Origin of the sequence: Aureimonas glaciei (assembly GCF_014643375.1) — a bacterium.
Lineage (GTDB): Bacteria > Pseudomonadota > Alphaproteobacteria > Rhizobiales > Rhizobiaceae > Plantimonas > Plantimonas glaciei.
The window spans coordinates 287,878-304,867 of record NZ_BMJJ01000005.1 but is presented as its reverse complement, the minus strand read 5'-3'; the positions used below and the strand labels follow the sequence as shown (position 1 = coordinate 304,867).

Genomic DNA, 16,990 nt, shown 5'->3' with positions numbered 1-16,990 from the left:
CCGTTGGCTAGGGCCAGCTTGAACTTTTTCTAAAGTAGGCGAAAGCTCAATTCTCCGAGGTTTAGAGAAGTTTAAATATGGTTCGTTTCACACTACGTCAGTGCGCCTACTTCCGCGCCGTCGCCGAGCACGGCGGCATCGCGCAGGCCGCACGCGCCCTCAACATCTCACAGCCGTCCGTCGCGCAGGCGCTGGAGAAGCTCGAAAGCGTCACCGGCCTCGTCTTGTTCGATCGTCATCATGCCCGTGGGCTGACGCTGACCCTGCAAGGCCGGATGTTCCTGGAGCACGTGTCGCGCCTCGAACACGAGGCCGGGCAGGTGGAGCGGGAGGCGGCCGCCCTGGCGGCTGAGGTTTCGGGGCAGATCCGCCTCGGTGTTTTCTGGACGCTGTCACCCTTCTATGCCGCCGGCCTCATCCGAAGCTTCGCCGAGTCCGCGCCGGGGGTGCTGGTCCGGCAACGAGAAATGTCGCTGGCTTCGCTCGGCGACGCGCTTCGCGAGGGCTCGATCGATCTCGCGCTGACCTACGATCGCGGTGGCGAACTCGACGGACTGACCCTAGTGGAACTGGCTTCGCTGCGGCCGATGGTGGTGGTTGCAGCTGATCATCCGCTCGCCGACCGCGACTCGGTCGATCTCGGCGAATTCGCCAACGAGCCTTACGTCATGCTCGACGGGCCGGGAAGCCGGGGCTATTTTGAAGACCTCCTGGTCGAAGGTGGGATCGATCCGCCGGTTTCCTATGTGTCAACCTCGCTGGAAGCGGTGCGCAGTGCCGTCGCGGCGGGCTTTGGCTTCACCCTCCTCGTGATGCGCCCGCCGGCTACGACGACCTATGATGGAGGCGAAGTGCGCACCTTGCGGATCCGCAACGCCGTGCGGCCCTTGCGCATCGTCCTGGCCGCGCGGGAAGGCGCCCATCGCGCGCGGATATCGAGGCGCTTCACCGACTGCGCCACGGCCTACTTTGCGTCACGCCAGCAGTCCCAGTCGTGATCGCGAAAGACAATCCGTGTGTCGCCTTGCCGGCCTCTCTCCAAAGGTGCGTGCGCGAAGCCGGAATCTGCTAAGTCACGCGTAAGCCATAGAGCGCCACGCGGTTGCGACCGGACTGTTTCGCTTGATAGAGAGCGGCATCTGCCCGGCGTTGAAGCTCTTCGTGTGACACGTCCCTGTCGCCAGGTGTCCGAACCGCCACTCCAATGCTGACGGTGACACATCCGCCCCCGTACGAGCCGGGGTTCGGGAGCGCGGCCCTCTCCACACTGAGACGCACCCTCTCGGCTACCGCCATCGCGTACGACCCCTCGGCGCTGGGAAGAAGAACAAGAAACTCCTCGCCGCCGAAGCGTGCGACGTGCTCGAAGTCTCGGCGAACGCTTTCGGCTATGACGCCGGCGACCGTGGCGAGACACCGGTCACCCTCCGCATGGCCGAGGTGGTCATTCAGGCTCTTGAAGTCGTCGATGTCGCACATCAACATCGCGGCACCAGCGTCGATGCCGTCGCGTCCGCTCCAAAGCGCCTCGAGGATCTCCGCCATCCAGCGTCTGTTCGCGAGGCCGTGAGCGGATCGACCTTGGCCAGCCGTTCAAGTCGATCGTTCGCTTGCGCGAGTTCCGCGACACGCTGCTTGTCGCGCAATTCGAGAAGAAAGGCCTTATTGGCCAAGAGCGTGATGGTGCGGCGGGCAACGACGGTTGCGCTGAGCCCGCCCGAATACAGAACCGCGCCGGCGGCGACGCTCCAGTTGTCTATCGCGGGGTTCTGGATCTGGAACGCGATATACAGGCTCAACGCGGCGGCAGCGGTCGCCACTGTCCAAGCCAATGGAATGCCAAATATGATGATCGCGCTAGTCGCCACGAACATCATGAAGTTCAGGGACCGCTCGTGGAACTCCCCGCCCGCGCTCTGGCCGACGAGGGCGATGGACGTAAGGATAAGGAACATGCCCACGACTAGCGATACTCCCTGCCAACGCCGCGGTGTCGCCTTCCGCCAGACGAGCAGAACGGCGGCCGCGGCCGACGGGGCAAGACCAGCAGGCACGAGCACTGCGAGCGTAGCCATCTGGGAGACCATGAGGGCATTCAGCGCGACCGTCAGAACAGTCAGGATCGCCACCCAGATCATCCACGAGCGGACGATCTTCGTCGTCTGCGGCCAGACGCGCTCCCAGAAAAGGCGGCGCATCTCGCCGTCGAGCCGTATGTCACGCGTCCGGCCGCCTAGAGGTCGGTCACGCTCGTCCTTCATGGAGCTTTGCGCGTCGAGCAGGGCGAGCGCCTCTGAGCCTGTCGTCACATTCGAAGGCAACTCTCCGCCCGGTTGAACATGCAACTGATCCCTTTGGATCACGTTCAGCATTGGCATCCGCACCTGAAGAAACAATTGAGTTCACTTGGCGTCCGTCCACCTGGTGAACGACCTCGGCCACCATCGCCTACGACCGGGCCACTACTCGGCGAACCTGCCGGCGACCGGTGGCCGCCGGCCGGAAGGTTGTCGCCCAATCCTAGGTGGTGTGGACAAAGGGGATTCCCAAATCGCCTGCTGACTGATTCAAGGCTGCTCTTTGCGGATAGTGGCGTTGGTTCGGGGTTTGATGTCGGATGCGGAATGGGCCTTCTTCGAGCCGTTCGTGGTCGAGAAAGGTCCGCGGCGAGGTCGGCGGCCTCGCGACCATCGGTTGGTGCTCGACGGGGTGTTCTGGATCGCTCGAACGGGGACGGCGTGGCGTGATCTGCACAGCCATTTCGGAGCCTGGAACTCAGTCTATCGCCAGTTCCGTCGCTGGACGCAGGCAGGGCTATGGGACGTGATTCTGGAGGCGCTGAATGAGACCGGCACGGGCCACGACAGCGTTCAGATGATCGATTCCACCATCATCCGCGCCCATCAGCACGCCGCTGGCGCGCTAAAAAAGGGGATCAGGACCAAGGTCTTGGGCGCTCTCGCGGTGGCTTCTCGACCAAGATCCATCTCCGCAGCAATGCTCGAGGCCTCCCTGTCGCAATCACGCTAAGCGGCGGTCAGGTCTCCGATATGAAAGGCTATGCGCCCGTCATGGACCAGCCCGGTCCCAAGCCCTGTGTCCTGCTTGCCGATAAGGGATGCGACGCCGACTTCATCCTGGCCGACCTCGAGGCCCGAGGCGTCGCCGCGGTCATCCCTGCAAAGCGAAACCGCAAGGTCCAACCTGTCATTGACGGATACATTTACGGCCTGCGAAACCTCGTCGAACGCTGCTTCTCAAAGCTGAAACACAGTCGGCGGCTGGCGACGCGATACGACAAGACAGCCAATAGCTTTCTCGGCTTCGTCCTCGTCGCATCCATCCGACTGTGGATCAGACACTTTGTCCACACCACCTAGCAAAGGCTCGACTTCCCAAATCCGGCAGATGCCAAGACCGGCGCGGCTAACCTACCTATGACGTTGAAGTCTAAGCACGCTGCCGGCTGCGGTTTGGCGAACAGAAATCCTTGAACCTGTGAGCACCCGATCTCCTGAAGGCGGATCATCTGGGCTTCTGTTTCTACTCCCTCAGCCGTTGTCCGAATGCCAAGCTTCTTGCCAAGGTCGACGACCAGCTCGACCACTGCCAACGCGTCGCTGCGCGACGAGAGATCCTGGATGAAGGTCTTGTCGATCTTTATCTTATCAAAGGGGAAGCTGGAGAGGTAACTCAGGGAGGAATAGCCCGTACCGAAATCGTCGAGTGCGATCCGCAAGCCCAGCTGCTTCAACTGGTGAAGCGTTGCGAGCGTCTTTTCGGTCGCCTCCAATAGGACGGACTCCGTGATCTCCAGTTCAAGGCGGCGGGCGGAAAGGCCCGTGTCCGACAAGGCGCGCAACGTGTTGCGAACGAGGTTGCCGGCGCGAAACTGGACCGGCGAAAGGTTGACTGCTACGGTAATGTCCGATGGCCATGCCGCTGCGTCGCGACAGGCCTCCCGCAGAACCCATTCGCCTAGAGTGTCGATGACGCCAATCTCTTCCGCCACCGGAATGAACTCGGCAGGCGACACGTAGCCAAAGCTACCACGCTTCCAGCGGAGCAGCGCTTCGTATCCTTCGATTCGTTTGGACGCCGTATTCAGAAGAGGCTGATAGTGGATCTCCATCTCGCTGCGCTGAAGAGCCTCGCGGAGATCGTTCTCCAGTGCCTTCCGTGCAACGAGCTTTTCCTCCAACTCGAATGAGAATAGTCGAATTCGAGACCTGCCGTCGGCTTTTGCCTGATACATGGCGAGGTCGGCGTGCTTGAGCAGCTCTTCAGGACTACACGACAGGAGCGGCTCGCGCGCCACACCGATGCTCGCGGTCAGGAACACTTCGTGCCCATCGATTGTATAAGGCTCCGCGATCAGCGCAAGCACCCCTTCCGCCATCGCCATCCCGTCGAGGGCAGAGCATTTTCTGGTCATCAGGAGTGCGAATTCGTCGCCCCCTAGGCGAGCGATCGCGTCCGCGCCTTTGGCACATATGCGCAGCCGCTCCGCGACCTGTTTCAGCACCTCGTCGCCAAGCTTATGCCCAAGCGTGTCGTTGACCTCCTTGAAGCCATCCAGGTCGAGAAGGAGGATCATAACGTGATCGTCCCCCGCCTGCTGCTCTTCGCAACGCCTCCGCAGCGTGTCCTGCAGGAGGACGCGGTTCGGCAGGTCGGTCAGGGCATCATGATGAGCCATGTACCACATGTGGGCTTCGGCCTGTCGGCGCTCACTCGTATCCGCATAAGTGGCAAGCCATCCACCATCAGCCAGCGGCTGGTGCGAAACCGTAAACGATCGTCCGTCGGGAAGATCAAGCGTGAAGGTGCCTTTTTGGTGCTCCCTAATAAGTTGCCGCTGGCAGTCATACAGACTGTTCAGCGCGGCTGACGAGGCGCCAGGATCCTGGGCGAAAATTTCTTCCAGGTTCGAGCCCGGCCGCAGAGCGGCCGTCGCTCCGGCCAGGTGGATGAAACGATCGTTAAAGATAACGAGACGACCGGCAGGATCGCAAGTGCAGAGCGCCTGCGACATGTTGTTCAGAGCCGCGTCGAAACGCTGGTTCTGCAGCATCAGGATGCCATGCGTATCCTCAAGCTTAGCCGCTGTTTCCTCTAATTCACTATGAGCTGAGCCCAGGAGTCTGTTCTGTCTCAAGAGGAGGGCGATTAATGCAACCCCACAAAGGACAAGCCCCCCGGCGAGGGACGTGAAGAGGAGATGAAGCCGCGCCAGCTCAACCCTCTCCTCGGCTGCTCGAGCAGTCCCATAAGCTGCGGCTCTAGAGGAAAAAGCCGTCATCTCCGCATCAAAGGGCCTCAGTATACCCATTGCTCTGTTTACATCAAATGTAGCGCCGCCGGCTTCTACAAGTGTACCAACCGCATCGAGACGATTCTTAAGCGAATCAATCGTCTGTTCATTCGCAGGTTCGCTCTTGATGAATTGTGTTAAGCTTCTGCCTTTGCCAAATTCCGGTTGGGACCCCGTTTCGAACGTGGCAAGGCGACTGAACATGATGTCCAGCCGCAACTGGACCTCATCGAACTCGACGCCGCTATTTGGAACCGCATAGGAAGCTAGCACATGCTCCAGGCGCAGGAACTCAGCGAGCGCCTGGCTGACCGTCCACGCCGCGTTGAAACGGGACACTTTCTGGATAGCCGCCTGCCGCTCGAAGATGACAAACGAGATGTACCCGGTTGCGAGCGCAAAGCAGCAGACGACAGCGGCGAGGCAGCGTTGGACGGTCTTTAGAGACACCGAGAGCCCCCTATGGCCAGAATCATTCGACAACCAGTTTTGCCACTTGCCATGCAGAACGGGAAAAGTAGGTCTGGTTCTGAAGATCGGAATCGCTGTCGAACGGATAGATGATGAACAAGGGTCCCTTGTCGCGAACCGTCATGTATTTCCCGTCCCGCTTCAGGGCCATGATGACATTGAATTGGGCGAAATCCTCGATCGGAATCGTCGTGACATAATCGTTCAGCGCAACGGCGGTGACGTGTTTGCCTTCGGCACCGACCAGTTCCATGAACTTGTCGAGGCGGATGCCGGTGAACGCGCTCTCGCCGTCGTACCACGGCGTCTTCGTCCTCACCGTCTCGGTGCCCATCGCCTCAAGCATCTCACGATCGAACACCGCCGTTTCGCCGACATTGGTCGTTTTTATTTTCCCGGATACAACGAGGATCGGCTTCCCTCGCGGGGGGCTGAGGTCGTTGGCGGAAGCAGACATGACCAGCAGCAGCGAGCTGAGGACGGCCATACCGACTTTGAAAAGGGCTTGGATCATTGGCGGGCCTCATGTGTGGCTGTTGCTACCAGATATGACCACGATACCCTAAACCCTTGTTAATTAAATATTTCCAAGGCTGCGCTTCTTCCCGGAGGGTCAAGACCTCGGGCTGCCCAAGAGCGTTCGTCTTTCAAAGCTGAATATTTTCAGGCTGGTCGTGCCAACACAGTCCCTTGGAGCCATGCCGCCTCGCGGGGCCAGGGAAGCCCGCCCGCCCGGGCGAGGCGACTAGCGATCGCGACCAACGACATTCGCGCATCATCGAATGTCCGTCGTCACCATTGACGGCGATCCTACGGTGCGGTTGATCTGGCAGGAAGGTCGCCGGTGCAGCATTGGCGCCACATGCATCTGGATGACGCAGAGCTCATCCGCTGAAGGCACGTCACGAGGATGCAGTGTCCGGGCGCGGTGTCGACCTCTGGGGTTCCGTGCGGAGATATGGAAACTCGTCACGGATGTCGTCGAGAACGAAGTCGTCTTCGACTTCAGAGAGAAGCGCGACGGCGTGCTCGGTTTCGCCCGCGGCTATGCAGCACCGGATGATCTGGTGACGAGCAAACGCCGCGTAGAACCCGTCCGTGATGCCGAGAAGTAGCTGAAGCGCCTCGTCCCGGAGCTTCTCGTATTGCTCCCTATCTGCCACGTCATCCGTCAGCATTGCAGCAAAAGCAGCTTTCGTCTTGATCAGTTCGGCCAGTTCGGCCTGGGCCTGCAGACCTCCCCCATTCTCTTGGGCAGGATTCTCGGCATTGTGGCCACCGGCATGCTCATCATGTAGAGGCGAGACGCTTTGCTGACCGAAGAGCCGCTTAAGCCAACCAAAAGTCACGTCGAACCATCCAATCAGTATCTCATCGCACAGACATCCGGCACCTGCGGTTTATGCCGTGGCCAGCGCCGGGTCGCTATGCTGCCTGGTTGAAGGCTATCACCTCCGCGATGGCCCGCGAAAGCTCCTGCTCCTTGAAGGGCTTGCCCAGCTTCGGCACAGAAGTACCACTACCCTCAGGGAGGCTCGCGTAGCCTGACACCATTAGGATCGGGAGCGTTGGCTGATCAGTCCGAACGCGCTGAATTAGCTGTTCGCCGGTCATTCCTGGCATGGCGTAGTCGGTGATGATGAGGTCGACGCTGTGCTGGGCTAGCATAAGGAGCGCCTCTGCGCCTGAGTGCGCCTGAAGCACTTCGTGCCCAAGTTCCATCAGCATCGCTGCCGTGTTGTCGAGGACCAGTGGGTCGTCATCAACAGCAAGCACCACGAGGGGGTCCATTGCTACCGGCGTTGAATCCGGTTCGGCGGCTACAGGGTCAGTTTCCACATTGCCCGATCGGCCCCCCGCGACACGCATCCAGATCTCGGCCGTCGTGCCTGATCCCTTCACGCTCTTCAAAACGAACTTGCCTCCAGACTGATGCGCAAGGCCCTGAACCATCGGGAGCCCCAAGCCAGTTCCCTTACCAACGCCCTTTGTGGTGAAGAAGGGCTCAGTCGCTTGAGCAAGCGTCTGCTCGTCCATCCCTTCGCCCTGATCGATCACAGAGAGCCGGACGTAAGTGCCTGGCTCCAGGCCAGCCTGTGCGACGACAAGGTGATCCAGCTGTGCCGCTATGGTGATGGTGCCGCCGTTCGGCATCGCGTCACGCGCATTCACGGCGAGGTTCACTAGAGCGAGTTCAAGCTGCCGGGCATCGGCGTACACCGGCGGGAGCATAAGAGGAAACCGTGTGTCGATCGTCACGCCGACGCCAATCGTGCGCTGCAGGAGATCCGCCATACCCCGCACTAGGTGCGAAAGATCCACCGCCTCGAGCGCCAATTGCTGCTTACGGGCAAATGCAAGCATGCGCTGTGTTAGAGAGGCTCCTCGCTCCGCCGCCATTATCGCGCTACCAATAAAGCCGGAGACATCCTCTCCGCGTTTCATTCGGCGCTGCGCTATGTGCAGGCTACCAAGCACCACCGCAAGAAGATTGTTGAAGTCGTGGGCGACGCCGCCGGTGAGCTTGCCAACCGCCTCCATCTTTTGCGCCTGGAAGAACGCCTCGCTGGTTCTTTCAAGCTCCTCCTGTGACTGCTTTCGCTCAGTCAGATCGCGCGTGATCTTCGCAAAGCCAAGAAGCCTGCCGTCGGGCGTCTTGATGGGATCGATGACGACATTTGCCCAGAAGCGCGTGCCATTCTTGCGCACCCTCCAGCCTTCGGCTTCAAAACGCCCCTCACGTTCTGCCGTCTGCAAGGCAATCGCCGGAATGCCAGCTGCCCGATCTTCGTCCGAGTAGAAGCGCGAGAAGTGCTCGCCGGTTATCTCATCTGCGGTATAGCCCTTGAAGCGCTCTGCTCCCGCGTTCCAGCTACTGACGCGACCTTCAAGGTCGAGCATGTAGATCGCGTAGTCCGTCACGCTGTGGACAAGGAGCCGGAAACGTTCCTCGCTGCGGCGAAGCTCCTCTTCGGCGGCTTTGCGCTCGGTGAGGTCGCGAGTGACTTTCGCAAAGCCCACGAGTTCGCCCGTGTGGTCCCGGATAGGATCGATGACGACATTGGCCCAGAAGTGCGTTCCATCCTTGCGGACGCGCCAGCCCTCTGCCTCGAAGCGCCCCTCACGTTCGGCAGTTTCCAGTGCGAGCTTCGGAACATGATCGCGTTCCTCCGGCGTATAAAAGCGGGAGAAGTGCTCGCCGATGATTTCTTCGGCCTCATACCCCTTGAAGCGCCGCGCCCCCGGGTTCCAGCTCGTAACGACCCCGGTGGGATCGAGCATGTAGATGGCATAGTCGGTGACGCTCTGGACCAGGAGCTCAAATCGGCTGCCACTGCCGGCGGAATGTTCTGTTTCGCTCATAGCCCTTTTTGCCAGAAGCCAGACCAACTGAGAAGGGGAGCTTACCGCCTGATGCCCTCTTTGACAGTCCCGCGAGTGGTGGGCAACATGCCTGCAGCCGGTGCGCAGCAAGCCGACCGGCACAAGCCACATTCAGATCGGCAACTGCTGCCCCAGCGACCTCGGGTTCCGATGTGGGACTTCCCGCTCATCCGCAATCTTCGGCATAACGCGACGCGCAGCTTTATCCTGATACATCTGGATATCGGCTTCGGCGAGCATCTGATCTACCGTAGTACCGGGTGTTGATTTCCACCCGGAACTGACCCGGGACAGCGCCTGATTTCCACTGAGATTTGACCTGGGTCGGAACCTGCCGATCACCTAGTGGGACGAGCGGGTGGAGGAGATAAAAGCCGCTGTTGATCCTGTCGCAGTTCATCCGGTCATGGCATGTTGTGGTAGTTCGGCCGTGCGCCGCCGATGCCAGGGGCCAGCCTGCCTCCATTGTGCCTTCAATCGACGGCACCACATCGCGACGCATGTCTTGAAACCCAACTTCACCGATGAAAATGCCAGTCGCCATCTCCTCGGTCGCCACTGGTGACCTCACCCGAAGGTGCTCAGCCAATCGTCGAGAGGCGTACCGGAGCCGACGGTCGCGTCGGCGAGTATGCTTCACCTGATCCCGCGAACTGGTCTCGCCCCGCAGCAGCCCAAGATGCCCCGAGCCCTTCTTCATTCGACTGGCCCGAACCCATTGTCGCCGCCCCGGTTGTCGGGGATCGAGGACCGGTCCTGATTCACATCGAGTACCGGGTGGATCCGGCGGATCGTGAGCCATTCCTGGCCGCGATCACGAAACTAGCCAAAACTCGGCGGCGGGATGGGGCATTCAACTGGGGTATCACCGAGGATGCCTCAGATCCCAGTGTTTTCCTCGAGTGGTTCATGACCGAATCCTGGGCCGAACATCTTCGTCAGCACCGTCGGACATCCCTCGCCGACGTTGACCTCCATTCGGAGGTGCGGAGCTTCCAGATGCGTGATCAGGAGCCCAGCGTGCGCCACTACCTCTCGGCGAATCCTGCGTCCGGCGAGGTTTCACATGCCAGCAATCGCCACGTTCGAGGCGCGGCTTGATGGGGTGGCGCCCTGAATTACGACGCTTCCATGCCACCACCCACTCGTCGCACCTCCGCTATCTCCTCAAGAACTTCGAGAGCTAAATGAGCTACGGCATCCACCACGTGACCGCCCTGGCGGGTCCGGCTCGCCGCAATATCGACTTCGATACCCTCTTGCTGGGGCTTCGGCTGGTCAAGAAGACGGTCAGGGGATGAAGGCGATCATCGCGGTATTCGGTAGCAAAGACCGCCAATCGGGTCCGCCGCTTGGCAGTTGCGATGCGTCCGGCCGCCGCCGCAGGGGGCAGTCAGGCGACCGGGTTCGGGTTAGGAAGCCGATCGGATGCACCGAGCGACAAAGAGCCCCGTCGATTTAGCCCGCGGTCGTGGGCACCGGCGTGTTGAGCAGTTGCTGCTCCCAGAGGTACGCGATGCCACTGCCGCCGGCATGCTGGATAATGACCTCGGTCAGCTTGGCGGCAGTGTCCGCCCGTGCCCAGTCACGCTGCCATTCGGCCGCAAGCGCCAGCCATGTCATCATGTTGGCGCCGGCCGCGATCATCCGCTGGATGGCGACCTGGTGCGCCTCGACTGAGACGGCGCCGGACGCGTCGGTGACGACCGTCACGTCCCAGCCTTCGCCGAGCGCCTGGATCGTCGGCATCGCGACGCAAACTTCGGTCCACAGTCCGGCGATGACCAACTGCTTGCGGCCGGTTGCCTTGACTGCGTCGACGACCTTGGGATCCTCCCAGGTGTTGATGAAGGTCCGGTCGATCACCTCCTGGCCGGGGAACACTTCGGTGATTTGGGGGAAGAGGAGACCGCCCCGTTCCGCGATCACAGTCGTCAGGATCGTGGGAACGCCGAAGGCCTTGGCGGCCTTGGCGAGCCCTGCCGTATTGTTAATGACCATCTGCGGCTCGTGACTATTCACGTTCGCAAGCTGGTAGGGCTGGTGGTCGATGAGGACGAGGACGGAGTCCTCGGGGCGGAGAAGCGAAGAAAGGCCATTACGAAACGTCATCGATACATCCCTCGTAGTGAAGAGTAGGTTGACTTTGAAGCAAGCCGACGTCGATCTCGGTGCGTCGTCCGGAACGTGGTGTACTTGCCACTCTGGAACCTGGCGGAGTAGCGCGGTCCGGCGTGCAGCTCTGTCGCCAAACGGGGAACGCCGAATGGACATCGATGACATCCTGACCTTTGTCGAAGTCGCCGACGCAGGAGGGGTATCGGCCGCGGCGCGTCGGCTCGGGGTGTCGAAGTCGATCGTCAGCCGCCGGTTGCTTCGACTCGAGGAGGATCTCGGCGCTCAGCTCCTGATGCGGACAACGCGCGGGGCCGCCCTGACCGAAGCCGGATCGATCTTTCGCGACCACGCGGGCAGAATCAGAACCGAGATCGAGGCCGCCAAGGAGACGATCCGGCCGGTCGGCGACCTCCGCGGCCGCCTGCGGATCGCGATGCCGCTGTCCTTCGGCCCGACGCACTTCGCCCCCGTTATCGCGGACATGGCGCGGCGCCATCCTCAACTTCACGTCCATGCCGTCTTCAGTGACCGCATTGTCGATCTCGTGACGGGCGGGTTCGACTGCGCGATCCGCGTCGGCTACCTTCCCGACTCCGAGTTGGTCGCCCGAAGGGTCGGGCCGATCTACGGATCGCTCGTTGCCAGCCCAGACTACATCCGAGAGCATGGGCTCCCACGCAGGCCGGATGACATCACCGCCCATCAGGCCCTCATGCAGGGAACCGAGACATGGCAGTTCATGGACGGCGACACGATCGTGACGGTCAACCCGCAGGGACGGTTCAAGGCCGACAGCGCGACCGCGCTCGCCGCCGCTGCCGCCGCGGGCCTCGGTATCGCCTGGCTGCCCAACTGCATCGTCCACGACTACGTCGCCTCCGGTGCGCTTCTCCCCATCATGACTGATCATCCGCCGCCCGCCGCAGGGGCGTACGTCGTGCGTCCACCGGGCCGTCATCCCGGGCGGAAGGTTCAGGTCCTGGCAGACCTGATGACCGTGCTTTTTGCGGAGGATCCGCAATTCGGGGCAATCGACTTCGTTTCGAAGGTGTAAGGCCGGTGCCGCACCGCGGTCGTTCCAGCGTTCCGCGTGATGCGACACGGTTGCGCGTTTGCCGAAGCTAGGCTGGGAGCAATTCCGCGGCTAGCTCATGACATCGCCGATCGGCGCCGAGTTCGTCGTTGTCGCAGACGACCGATCGTTAACCTCCGTGCTTCCTCGGGCTACGTCCTGGGGACCGGCCGTTCCCGGAAGGACCGTGACCATGAGCTGGAACCCCGCACTCGAACCAGGCAGTCCGGACGAAGTGGGCGCGGATGCGATCGAGACCTTGATCGTTCCCCGTTCCCGCGACCTCGGCGGCTTCGAGGTCCGGCGTGCCTTGCCGGCACCGCAGCGTCAAATGGTCGGCCCCTTCATCTTCTTCGACCAGGCCGGGCCGGCAGAGTTGCTGACGGGGCAAGGCATCGATGTCCGTCCGCATCCGCATATCGGTCTCGGCACCGTCACCTACCTGTACCGCGGCGACTTCCATCACCGGGACAGCACCGGAGCGGACCAGATGATCCGGCCCGGCGAGCTGAACTGGATGGTCGCCGGACGCGGCGTCACCCATTCGGAGCGCACCTCCGCGGCGGCCCGTAGCGGTCCGAACAGTCTCTTCGGCATCCAGACATGGCTCGCCCTGCCCGACAGCTACGAGGACATGGCCCCCACGTTCGAGCATCATGGCAAGGAAGCATTGCCCGTGATCGAGGACCAGGGCGTCTCCGTCCGGCTGATCCTCGGCAGCGCTTATGGCAAGATCGCGCCCGCGACCATGCTGTCAGAGACTTTCTACGCCGACGTGAAGCTCAATGCGGGTCGCCGGCTGCCGATGCCGGACAACCACGAAGATCGCGGCATCTACATCCTCGAGGGAACGATCTCGATTGCCGGCAGGGAATACGAAGCCCAGCAGATGATGGTCTTCCGCCCGGGCGACAGGATCACCGTCGCTGCCGGCGAAAGGGGGGCGCGCTTGCTGATCCTCGGAGGTGCGACGCTCCCCGGACCGCGGTATGTCTGGTGGAACTTCGTTGCCTCGTCGAGGGAGCGCATCGAGCAGGCCAAGGCGGAATGGCGCGCGGAGAACTGGGGTAAGGGACGCTTCGACCTGCCAGTCGACGATCGGGACGAGCACATTCCCCTGCCAGACTGACGGATGTCGACGAGCGAACGGACCAAGCTATACGTGCCGCCAGGACCATACGGATCAGATTGCGACCGATCAGACGCTGAACGGAGGAAGACATGACGAACAGATGGCCGGAGCTCGACTACCTCGGCTGGCGCGAGACATGTTCCGCGCTCCATCTCTATCTCCAGATCGGCGGCAAGTATCGATTGGCGCAGTCCCCCTGGCTCAATCACTCTTGGAACGCCACCTTCTACGTCACGCCCCGGGGGCTGACCTCCTCGCCCATCCCCGACGGCTCCGGCATCGAGATCCTGTTCGACTTCCACGACCACAGGGTCGTCGGCACGAGCGGCGACGGCAGAACGGCGTCGTTCGCGCTTGGGCCTTCCACGGTCTCGGCGTTCAACGCCGAGTTCAAGGAACTTGTGGCTAAGCTCGGCGGCGCGTCGGTCTTCAGCGGTGTTCCAAACGAGGTGCCCTATCCCATGCCGTTCGCGGAGGATCATCGCGAACGCCCCTACGACCGCGACGCCGTGGAACGCTATCATCGAGCCTTGCTGGCTATCGACACAGTCTTCAAGGCGTTCCGAACCTCCTTCCTTGGCAAGTCGAGCCCGGTTCACCTGTTCTGGGGTGCGCTCGATCTGGCTGTCACCCGCTTCTCCGGACGGCGTGCTCCGCTCCACCCGGGCGGCATTCCGGCCTTGCCGGACGACGTGGCGCGGGAAGCCTACGACCGGGAGGTTTCGTCGGCGGGTTTCTGGCCAGGCGGCGGCGGCATCGACTATCCCGCGTTCTACGCCTACGCCTATCCAGCACCGAACGGGTTCAGGGGTGCGGCTGCTCAGCCCGATGCCGTCTTCTGGCATGACGGCCTATCAGAGTTCGTCCTCCCCTATGACGCCGTGCGGTCGGCGGCCGATCCCGATGCGGATCTCATGGCGTTTCTCGTTTCGACCTATGAGGCGGCTGCCGAGCTTGGATCATGGGACCGCGACCTCCTCGAATGCTTGCCGGGTCAGACTCGCAACGTTCGGCCAGCCGATGCCAAGGCGAAGGCGGATTTGCCGGTGCCGGTGGACGAACGGGTTGAGCGGGAGGATGGCGCGTCGAAGGGACGCTATCGCCTGGTTGTCGACGGCGTCGAGGCCGAGATGACCTACAGCCGGGCCGGCAAGGGTCTGATCATCATCGACCACACAGAAGTCCCTGACGTCCTGCGGGGCCGGAAGGTTGGCGAGCGAATGGTGCGCCGAGCGGTCGAGGACGCACGGCGCGACGAGATCGCGCTCATCGCGCTCTGCCCGTTCGCGAAGGCGCAGTTTGATCGTCATCCGGAATGGCAGGACGTGCTTCGTCAATCCTGACGACTTCCTCTCAGCGAGTCCTTTAGCGAGTATCATCACAGGCGGCGTCATGGCCGCCGAGAGTGACGCGAACGCCTGCTCTCCCCGGGTTCCAATTCAGCGCGGCCACGTAGCGACAACGGGCAGCGCTCACAAAGGCCGGCTAGAGCTGCAAAAGCTATGTCCACTTTCAGGTGCTGGAGGATAGGGCGCTACAACGTGGAAAGGTCGATACGGGCGACCCGTCGGATCAGCCGGAAACTTCGCCCGTTGCCACAAGATAAGCGTCCCATCCCTGCATCGAGATGTCGGCAACCGTCTGGAGTTCGGCACCGCTTGCGCCATCGCGCGCAAGGATCGACATACCGGCTTGGGCCGTCTGCACAAAGCGGGCCAAAGCCCGGCAGTCCGCTGAAGCAGGAATCTCGCCCGCGGCGACCCCTTCTTCTAATCGCACGAGCAAGCGCTCCAAGGTTTGGGCGCGTGCTCCACGAACGAGCTCGCCTAGCGTCTCATGGCCCTCGCTGCCGACCTGCGAGAGCGTCACCATGCAACCGCGCGGCATGTCGGCAACGCAGCCGGTGAGGGCGGCTGCCGAGTTCGACAGCAACGCACGTACCGCTTCGCGTGCAGTTGGGGCGGAGCGAAACTCCTTCCAAACATAGGCCTCGTTGTCTCGGACATAACGCTCGAGCGCTTCGACGTAGAGCGCCTCCTTCGAGCCGAAGGCCGCATAGAGGCTAGGCGATCCGATTCCAAGCTCGGACGTTAGGTCGGCGATCGACGTGGCCTCGAAGCCGCGCGCCCAGAACAAACGCACCGCCTTGGCGAGCGCTTCATCGCGATCGAAAGCACGAGGCCGTCCACGCCGACGGGGCCCCGCGTCCATTCCACTCCTGCTGTCACCTTCTTTCTGCATCGACCATTATATAATTCGGTTGACGGCGGGCGGCAAGCCGGATAGCGATTATCTATCGATCACTACAGAAAGGTAGACCAATGCAAAATCTTCTTGGCAAGCGTGCCCTCGTGACCGGAGGCTCTCGCGGAATCGGTGCGGCGATCGCCCTTGCTCTCGTCGACGGCGGCGCGGACGTTGCAATCACCTACGGCCACTCCGCCGAGCGCGCCTCGCAAGTGGTTCGGGACATCGAGGCGAAGGGACGGAAGGCATTGGCAATTCGCGCCGACGCAGCCGATCCGGCCGCGATCCGACGCTCCGTTGACGAAGCCGTGGCTGCTCTTGGCGGCCTCGACATCCTCGTCAACAATGCGGCCATCGCCGCCTACGCGACAATCGCCGAGGTCAGCACCGAGATGATCGACGAGCTTTTCGCTATCAACGTACGCGGTCCGATCCTGGCCAGTCAGGCCGCAATCCCCCACCTTCCGGCGGGCGGACGCATCGTTACGATCGGATCCGGGGGCGCCGACCGCATCGTCGGGGACACGGGCACGGTCTACTTCATGACCAAGGCGGCCTTACAAACGCTCACGCGGGGTCTGGCTCGGGAATTGGGACCGCGGGACATCACGGTCAACCTTGTTCAGCCGGGCTCGACGGATACCGAGATGAATCCTGCCAATGGTCCCTTCGCTGATTTTCAGCGCAGTTTGAGTCCGCTCGGCCGCTACGGGACGCCGGAAGACGTGGCCGCCGCTGTCGCCTTCCTCGCCAGCCCTGCCGCGCGCCATATCACCGGCGCGATCCTGAACGTCGACGGCGGACAGCTCACGTAGCAGGTCGACTTTTAAGACAACGTCGGGCCCGGTAGGCAAGCCTGCGGGGCCCGCAGCTTTGTTCCTAGGCCTGATCGTCCGCTCCGGATGAGACGATCGCAAAGGGTGCGGCAATCACGCTTGCTGACTGGCCAATCGGTCGGCCCGGCATCCCCCCAAGCTCGTAATTGGATGAGAGACATGCGACTCGAAAGAATGCTGGCTTTGCTCGCCGTCGGCACCCTTCTGATGCTCCAAGCCGGTTGCCACACGACGCAACTCGGCCAGAGTGTCGGCTTCCCCGCGCCGCAGGAACGCGCGGGCGGAGGCAATTTCCGATGACCATGAACCAGGGTTGTTCGAGGTTGGCATCGACAGCTTTTCCGCCTCCCTTCTCGATCCCGCAGCGGGACGTGTAGCCGCGGATAAGCCCCCGAAGCTGCCGCCGATGACGATCG

13 protein-coding genes and 3 pseudogenes are annotated in these 16,990 nt (G+C 62.0%); 9 read left to right on the top strand and 7 right to left on the bottom strand.

Going from position 1 to position 16,990, the window contains the following annotated elements:
* Window positions 1-77: 77 nt before the first annotated feature.
* Window positions 78-998 (top strand): LysR family transcriptional regulator, encoded by a 921-nt coding sequence (locus IEX88_RS13085; RefSeq protein WP_188851256.1) that lies wholly within the window; start codon window positions 78-80, stop codon window positions 996-998.
* 70 nt (window positions 999-1,068) lie between these two features.
* On the opposite strand, the pseudogene IEX88_RS13080 reads toward IEX88_RS13085, so the two are convergent.
* Window positions 1,069-2,261, bottom strand: a pseudogene (locus IEX88_RS13080) (GGDEF domain-containing protein).
* A gap of 349 nt (window positions 2,262-2,610) precedes the next feature.
* Here IEX88_RS13080 and IEX88_RS13075 point away from each other — a divergent pair.
* Window positions 2,611-3,380, top strand: a pseudogene (locus IEX88_RS13075) (IS5 family transposase).
* On the opposite strand, the gene IEX88_RS13070 reads toward IEX88_RS13075, so the two are convergent.
* The 4 genes from IEX88_RS13070 to IEX88_RS13055 form a co-directional block, all read right to left on the bottom strand.
* The gene (locus IEX88_RS13070) at window positions 3,377-5,764 is read right to left on the bottom strand and encodes a putative bifunctional diguanylate cyclase/phosphodiesterase (protein WP_188851253.1); all 2,388 of its coding nucleotides are present in this window, start codon (window positions 5,762-5,764) and stop codon (window positions 3,377-3,379) included. The pseudogene IEX88_RS13075 and the gene IEX88_RS13070 overlap by 4 nt on opposite strands.
* Before the next feature lie 22 nt (window positions 5,765-5,786).
* On the bottom strand, window positions 5,787-6,272 hold the full coding sequence (locus IEX88_RS13065; protein ID WP_188851331.1) for a putative pterin-binding protein: 486 nt from the start codon (window positions 6,270-6,272) through the stop codon (window positions 5,787-5,789).
* 415 nt (window positions 6,273-6,687) lie between these two features.
* Window positions 6,688-7,134, bottom strand: coding sequence for a hypothetical protein (locus IEX88_RS13060; protein ID WP_188851251.1), 447 nt, complete (start codon window positions 7,132-7,134; stop codon window positions 6,688-6,690).
* 76 nt (window positions 7,135-7,210) lie between these two features.
* Window positions 7,211-9,148: a hybrid sensor histidine kinase/response regulator gene (locus IEX88_RS13055; RefSeq protein WP_188851249.1), complete on the bottom strand. Its 1,938-nt coding sequence runs from the start codon at window positions 9,146-9,148 to the stop codon at window positions 7,211-7,213.
* Between the two features lie 582 nt (window positions 9,149-9,730).
* Here IEX88_RS13055 and IEX88_RS13050 point away from each other — a divergent pair.
* Together IEX88_RS13050 and IEX88_RS13045 are read left to right on the top strand one after the other, a co-directional pair.
* Entirely contained in the window at window positions 9,731-10,270 is a 540-nt protein-coding gene (locus IEX88_RS13050) for an MFS transporter (RefSeq protein ID WP_373289581.1), read from the top strand.
* 86 nt (window positions 10,271-10,356) lie between these two features.
* Window positions 10,357-10,461, top strand: a pseudogene (locus tag IEX88_RS13045) (ring-cleaving dioxygenase); the annotation flags it as partial.
* A 166-nt stretch (window positions 10,462-10,627) separates the two neighbouring features.
* On the opposite strand, the gene IEX88_RS13040 reads toward IEX88_RS13045, so the two are convergent.
* Complete coding sequence (locus IEX88_RS13040) at window positions 10,628-11,281, bottom strand: hydrolase (RefSeq protein ID WP_188851248.1); 654 nt, start codon at window positions 11,279-11,281, stop codon at window positions 10,628-10,630.
* A 154-nt stretch (window positions 11,282-11,435) separates the two neighbouring features.
* Between IEX88_RS13040 and IEX88_RS13035 the strand changes: the two genes are divergently transcribed.
* The 3 genes from IEX88_RS13035 to IEX88_RS13025 all read left to right on the top strand — a co-directional run bounded on the left by IEX88_RS13035 (window position 11,436) and on the right by IEX88_RS13025 (window position 14,834).
* A complete protein-coding gene (locus tag IEX88_RS13035; protein ID WP_188851245.1) occupies window positions 11,436-12,341 on the top strand; it encodes a LysR family transcriptional regulator in 906 nt (301 codons plus the stop codon).
* A gap of 211 nt (window positions 12,342-12,552) precedes the next feature.
* The gene (locus IEX88_RS13030) at window positions 12,553-13,488 is read left to right on the top strand and encodes a pirin family protein (RefSeq protein ID WP_188851243.1); all 936 of its coding nucleotides are present in this window, start codon (window positions 12,553-12,555) and stop codon (window positions 13,486-13,488) included.
* 92 nt (window positions 13,489-13,580) lie between these two features.
* A complete protein-coding gene (locus IEX88_RS13025; RefSeq protein WP_188851241.1) occupies window positions 13,581-14,834 on the top strand; it encodes a DUF5996 family protein in 1,254 nt (417 codons plus the stop codon).
* A gap of 229 nt (window positions 14,835-15,063) precedes the next feature.
* Here IEX88_RS13025 and IEX88_RS13020 read toward each other — a convergent pair whose 3' ends face one another.
* A complete protein-coding gene (locus tag IEX88_RS13020; protein WP_188851240.1) occupies window positions 15,064-15,732 on the bottom strand; it encodes a TetR/AcrR family transcriptional regulator in 669 nt (222 codons plus the stop codon).
* Between the two features lie 80 nt (window positions 15,733-15,812).
* Between IEX88_RS13020 and IEX88_RS13015 the strand changes: the two genes are divergently transcribed.
* The gene (locus tag IEX88_RS13015) at window positions 15,813-16,553 is read left to right on the top strand and encodes an SDR family NAD(P)-dependent oxidoreductase (RefSeq protein WP_188851237.1); all 741 of its coding nucleotides are present in this window, start codon (window positions 15,813-15,815) and stop codon (window positions 16,551-16,553) included.
* A 180-nt stretch (window positions 16,554-16,733) separates the two neighbouring features.
* Window positions 16,734-16,874 carry a hypothetical protein gene (locus tag IEX88_RS13010; protein WP_188851235.1) on the top strand — a complete coding sequence of 47 codons (141 nt, stop codon included), beginning with the start codon at window positions 16,734-16,736 and terminating at the stop codon, window positions 16,872-16,874.
* The last annotated feature ends 116 nt before the right edge of the window (window positions 16,875-16,990 follow it).

What these genes read in the sequence shown, in the direction of transcription:
- IEX88_RS13020 (WP_188851240.1), bottom strand. Translation starts at nt 15,732, where the DNA reads ATGCAGAAAGAAGGTGACAGCAGGAGTGGAATGGACGCGGGGCCCCGT.
- IEX88_RS13040 (WP_188851248.1), bottom strand. Translation starts at nt 11,281, where the DNA reads ATGACGTTTCGTAATGGCCTTTCTTCGCTTCTCCGCCCCGAGGACTCC.
- IEX88_RS13015 (WP_188851237.1), top strand. Translation starts at nt 15,813, where the DNA reads ATGCAAAATCTTCTTGGCAAGCGTGCCCTCGTGACCGGAGGCTCTCGC.
- IEX88_RS13065 (WP_188851331.1), bottom strand. Translation starts at nt 6,272, where the DNA reads ATGGCCGTCCTCAGCTCGCTGCTGCTGGTCATGTCTGCTTCCGCCAAC.
- IEX88_RS13030 (WP_188851243.1), top strand. Translation starts at nt 12,553, where the DNA reads ATGAGCTGGAACCCCGCACTCGAACCAGGCAGTCCGGACGAAGTGGGC.
- IEX88_RS13010 (WP_188851235.1), top strand. Translation starts at nt 16,734, where the DNA reads ATGCGACTCGAAAGAATGCTGGCTTTGCTCGCCGTCGGCACCCTTCTG.
- IEX88_RS13025 (WP_188851241.1), top strand. Translation starts at nt 13,581, where the DNA reads ATGACGAACAGATGGCCGGAGCTCGACTACCTCGGCTGGCGCGAGACA.
- IEX88_RS13035 (WP_188851245.1), top strand. Translation starts at nt 11,436, where the DNA reads ATGGACATCGATGACATCCTGACCTTTGTCGAAGTCGCCGACGCAGGA.
- IEX88_RS13055 (WP_188851249.1), bottom strand. Translation starts at nt 9,148, where the DNA reads ATGAGCGAAACAGAACATTCCGCCGGCAGTGGCAGCCGATTTGAGCTC.
- IEX88_RS13085 (WP_188851256.1), top strand. Translation starts at nt 78, where the DNA reads ATGGTTCGTTTCACACTACGTCAGTGCGCCTACTTCCGCGCCGTCGCC.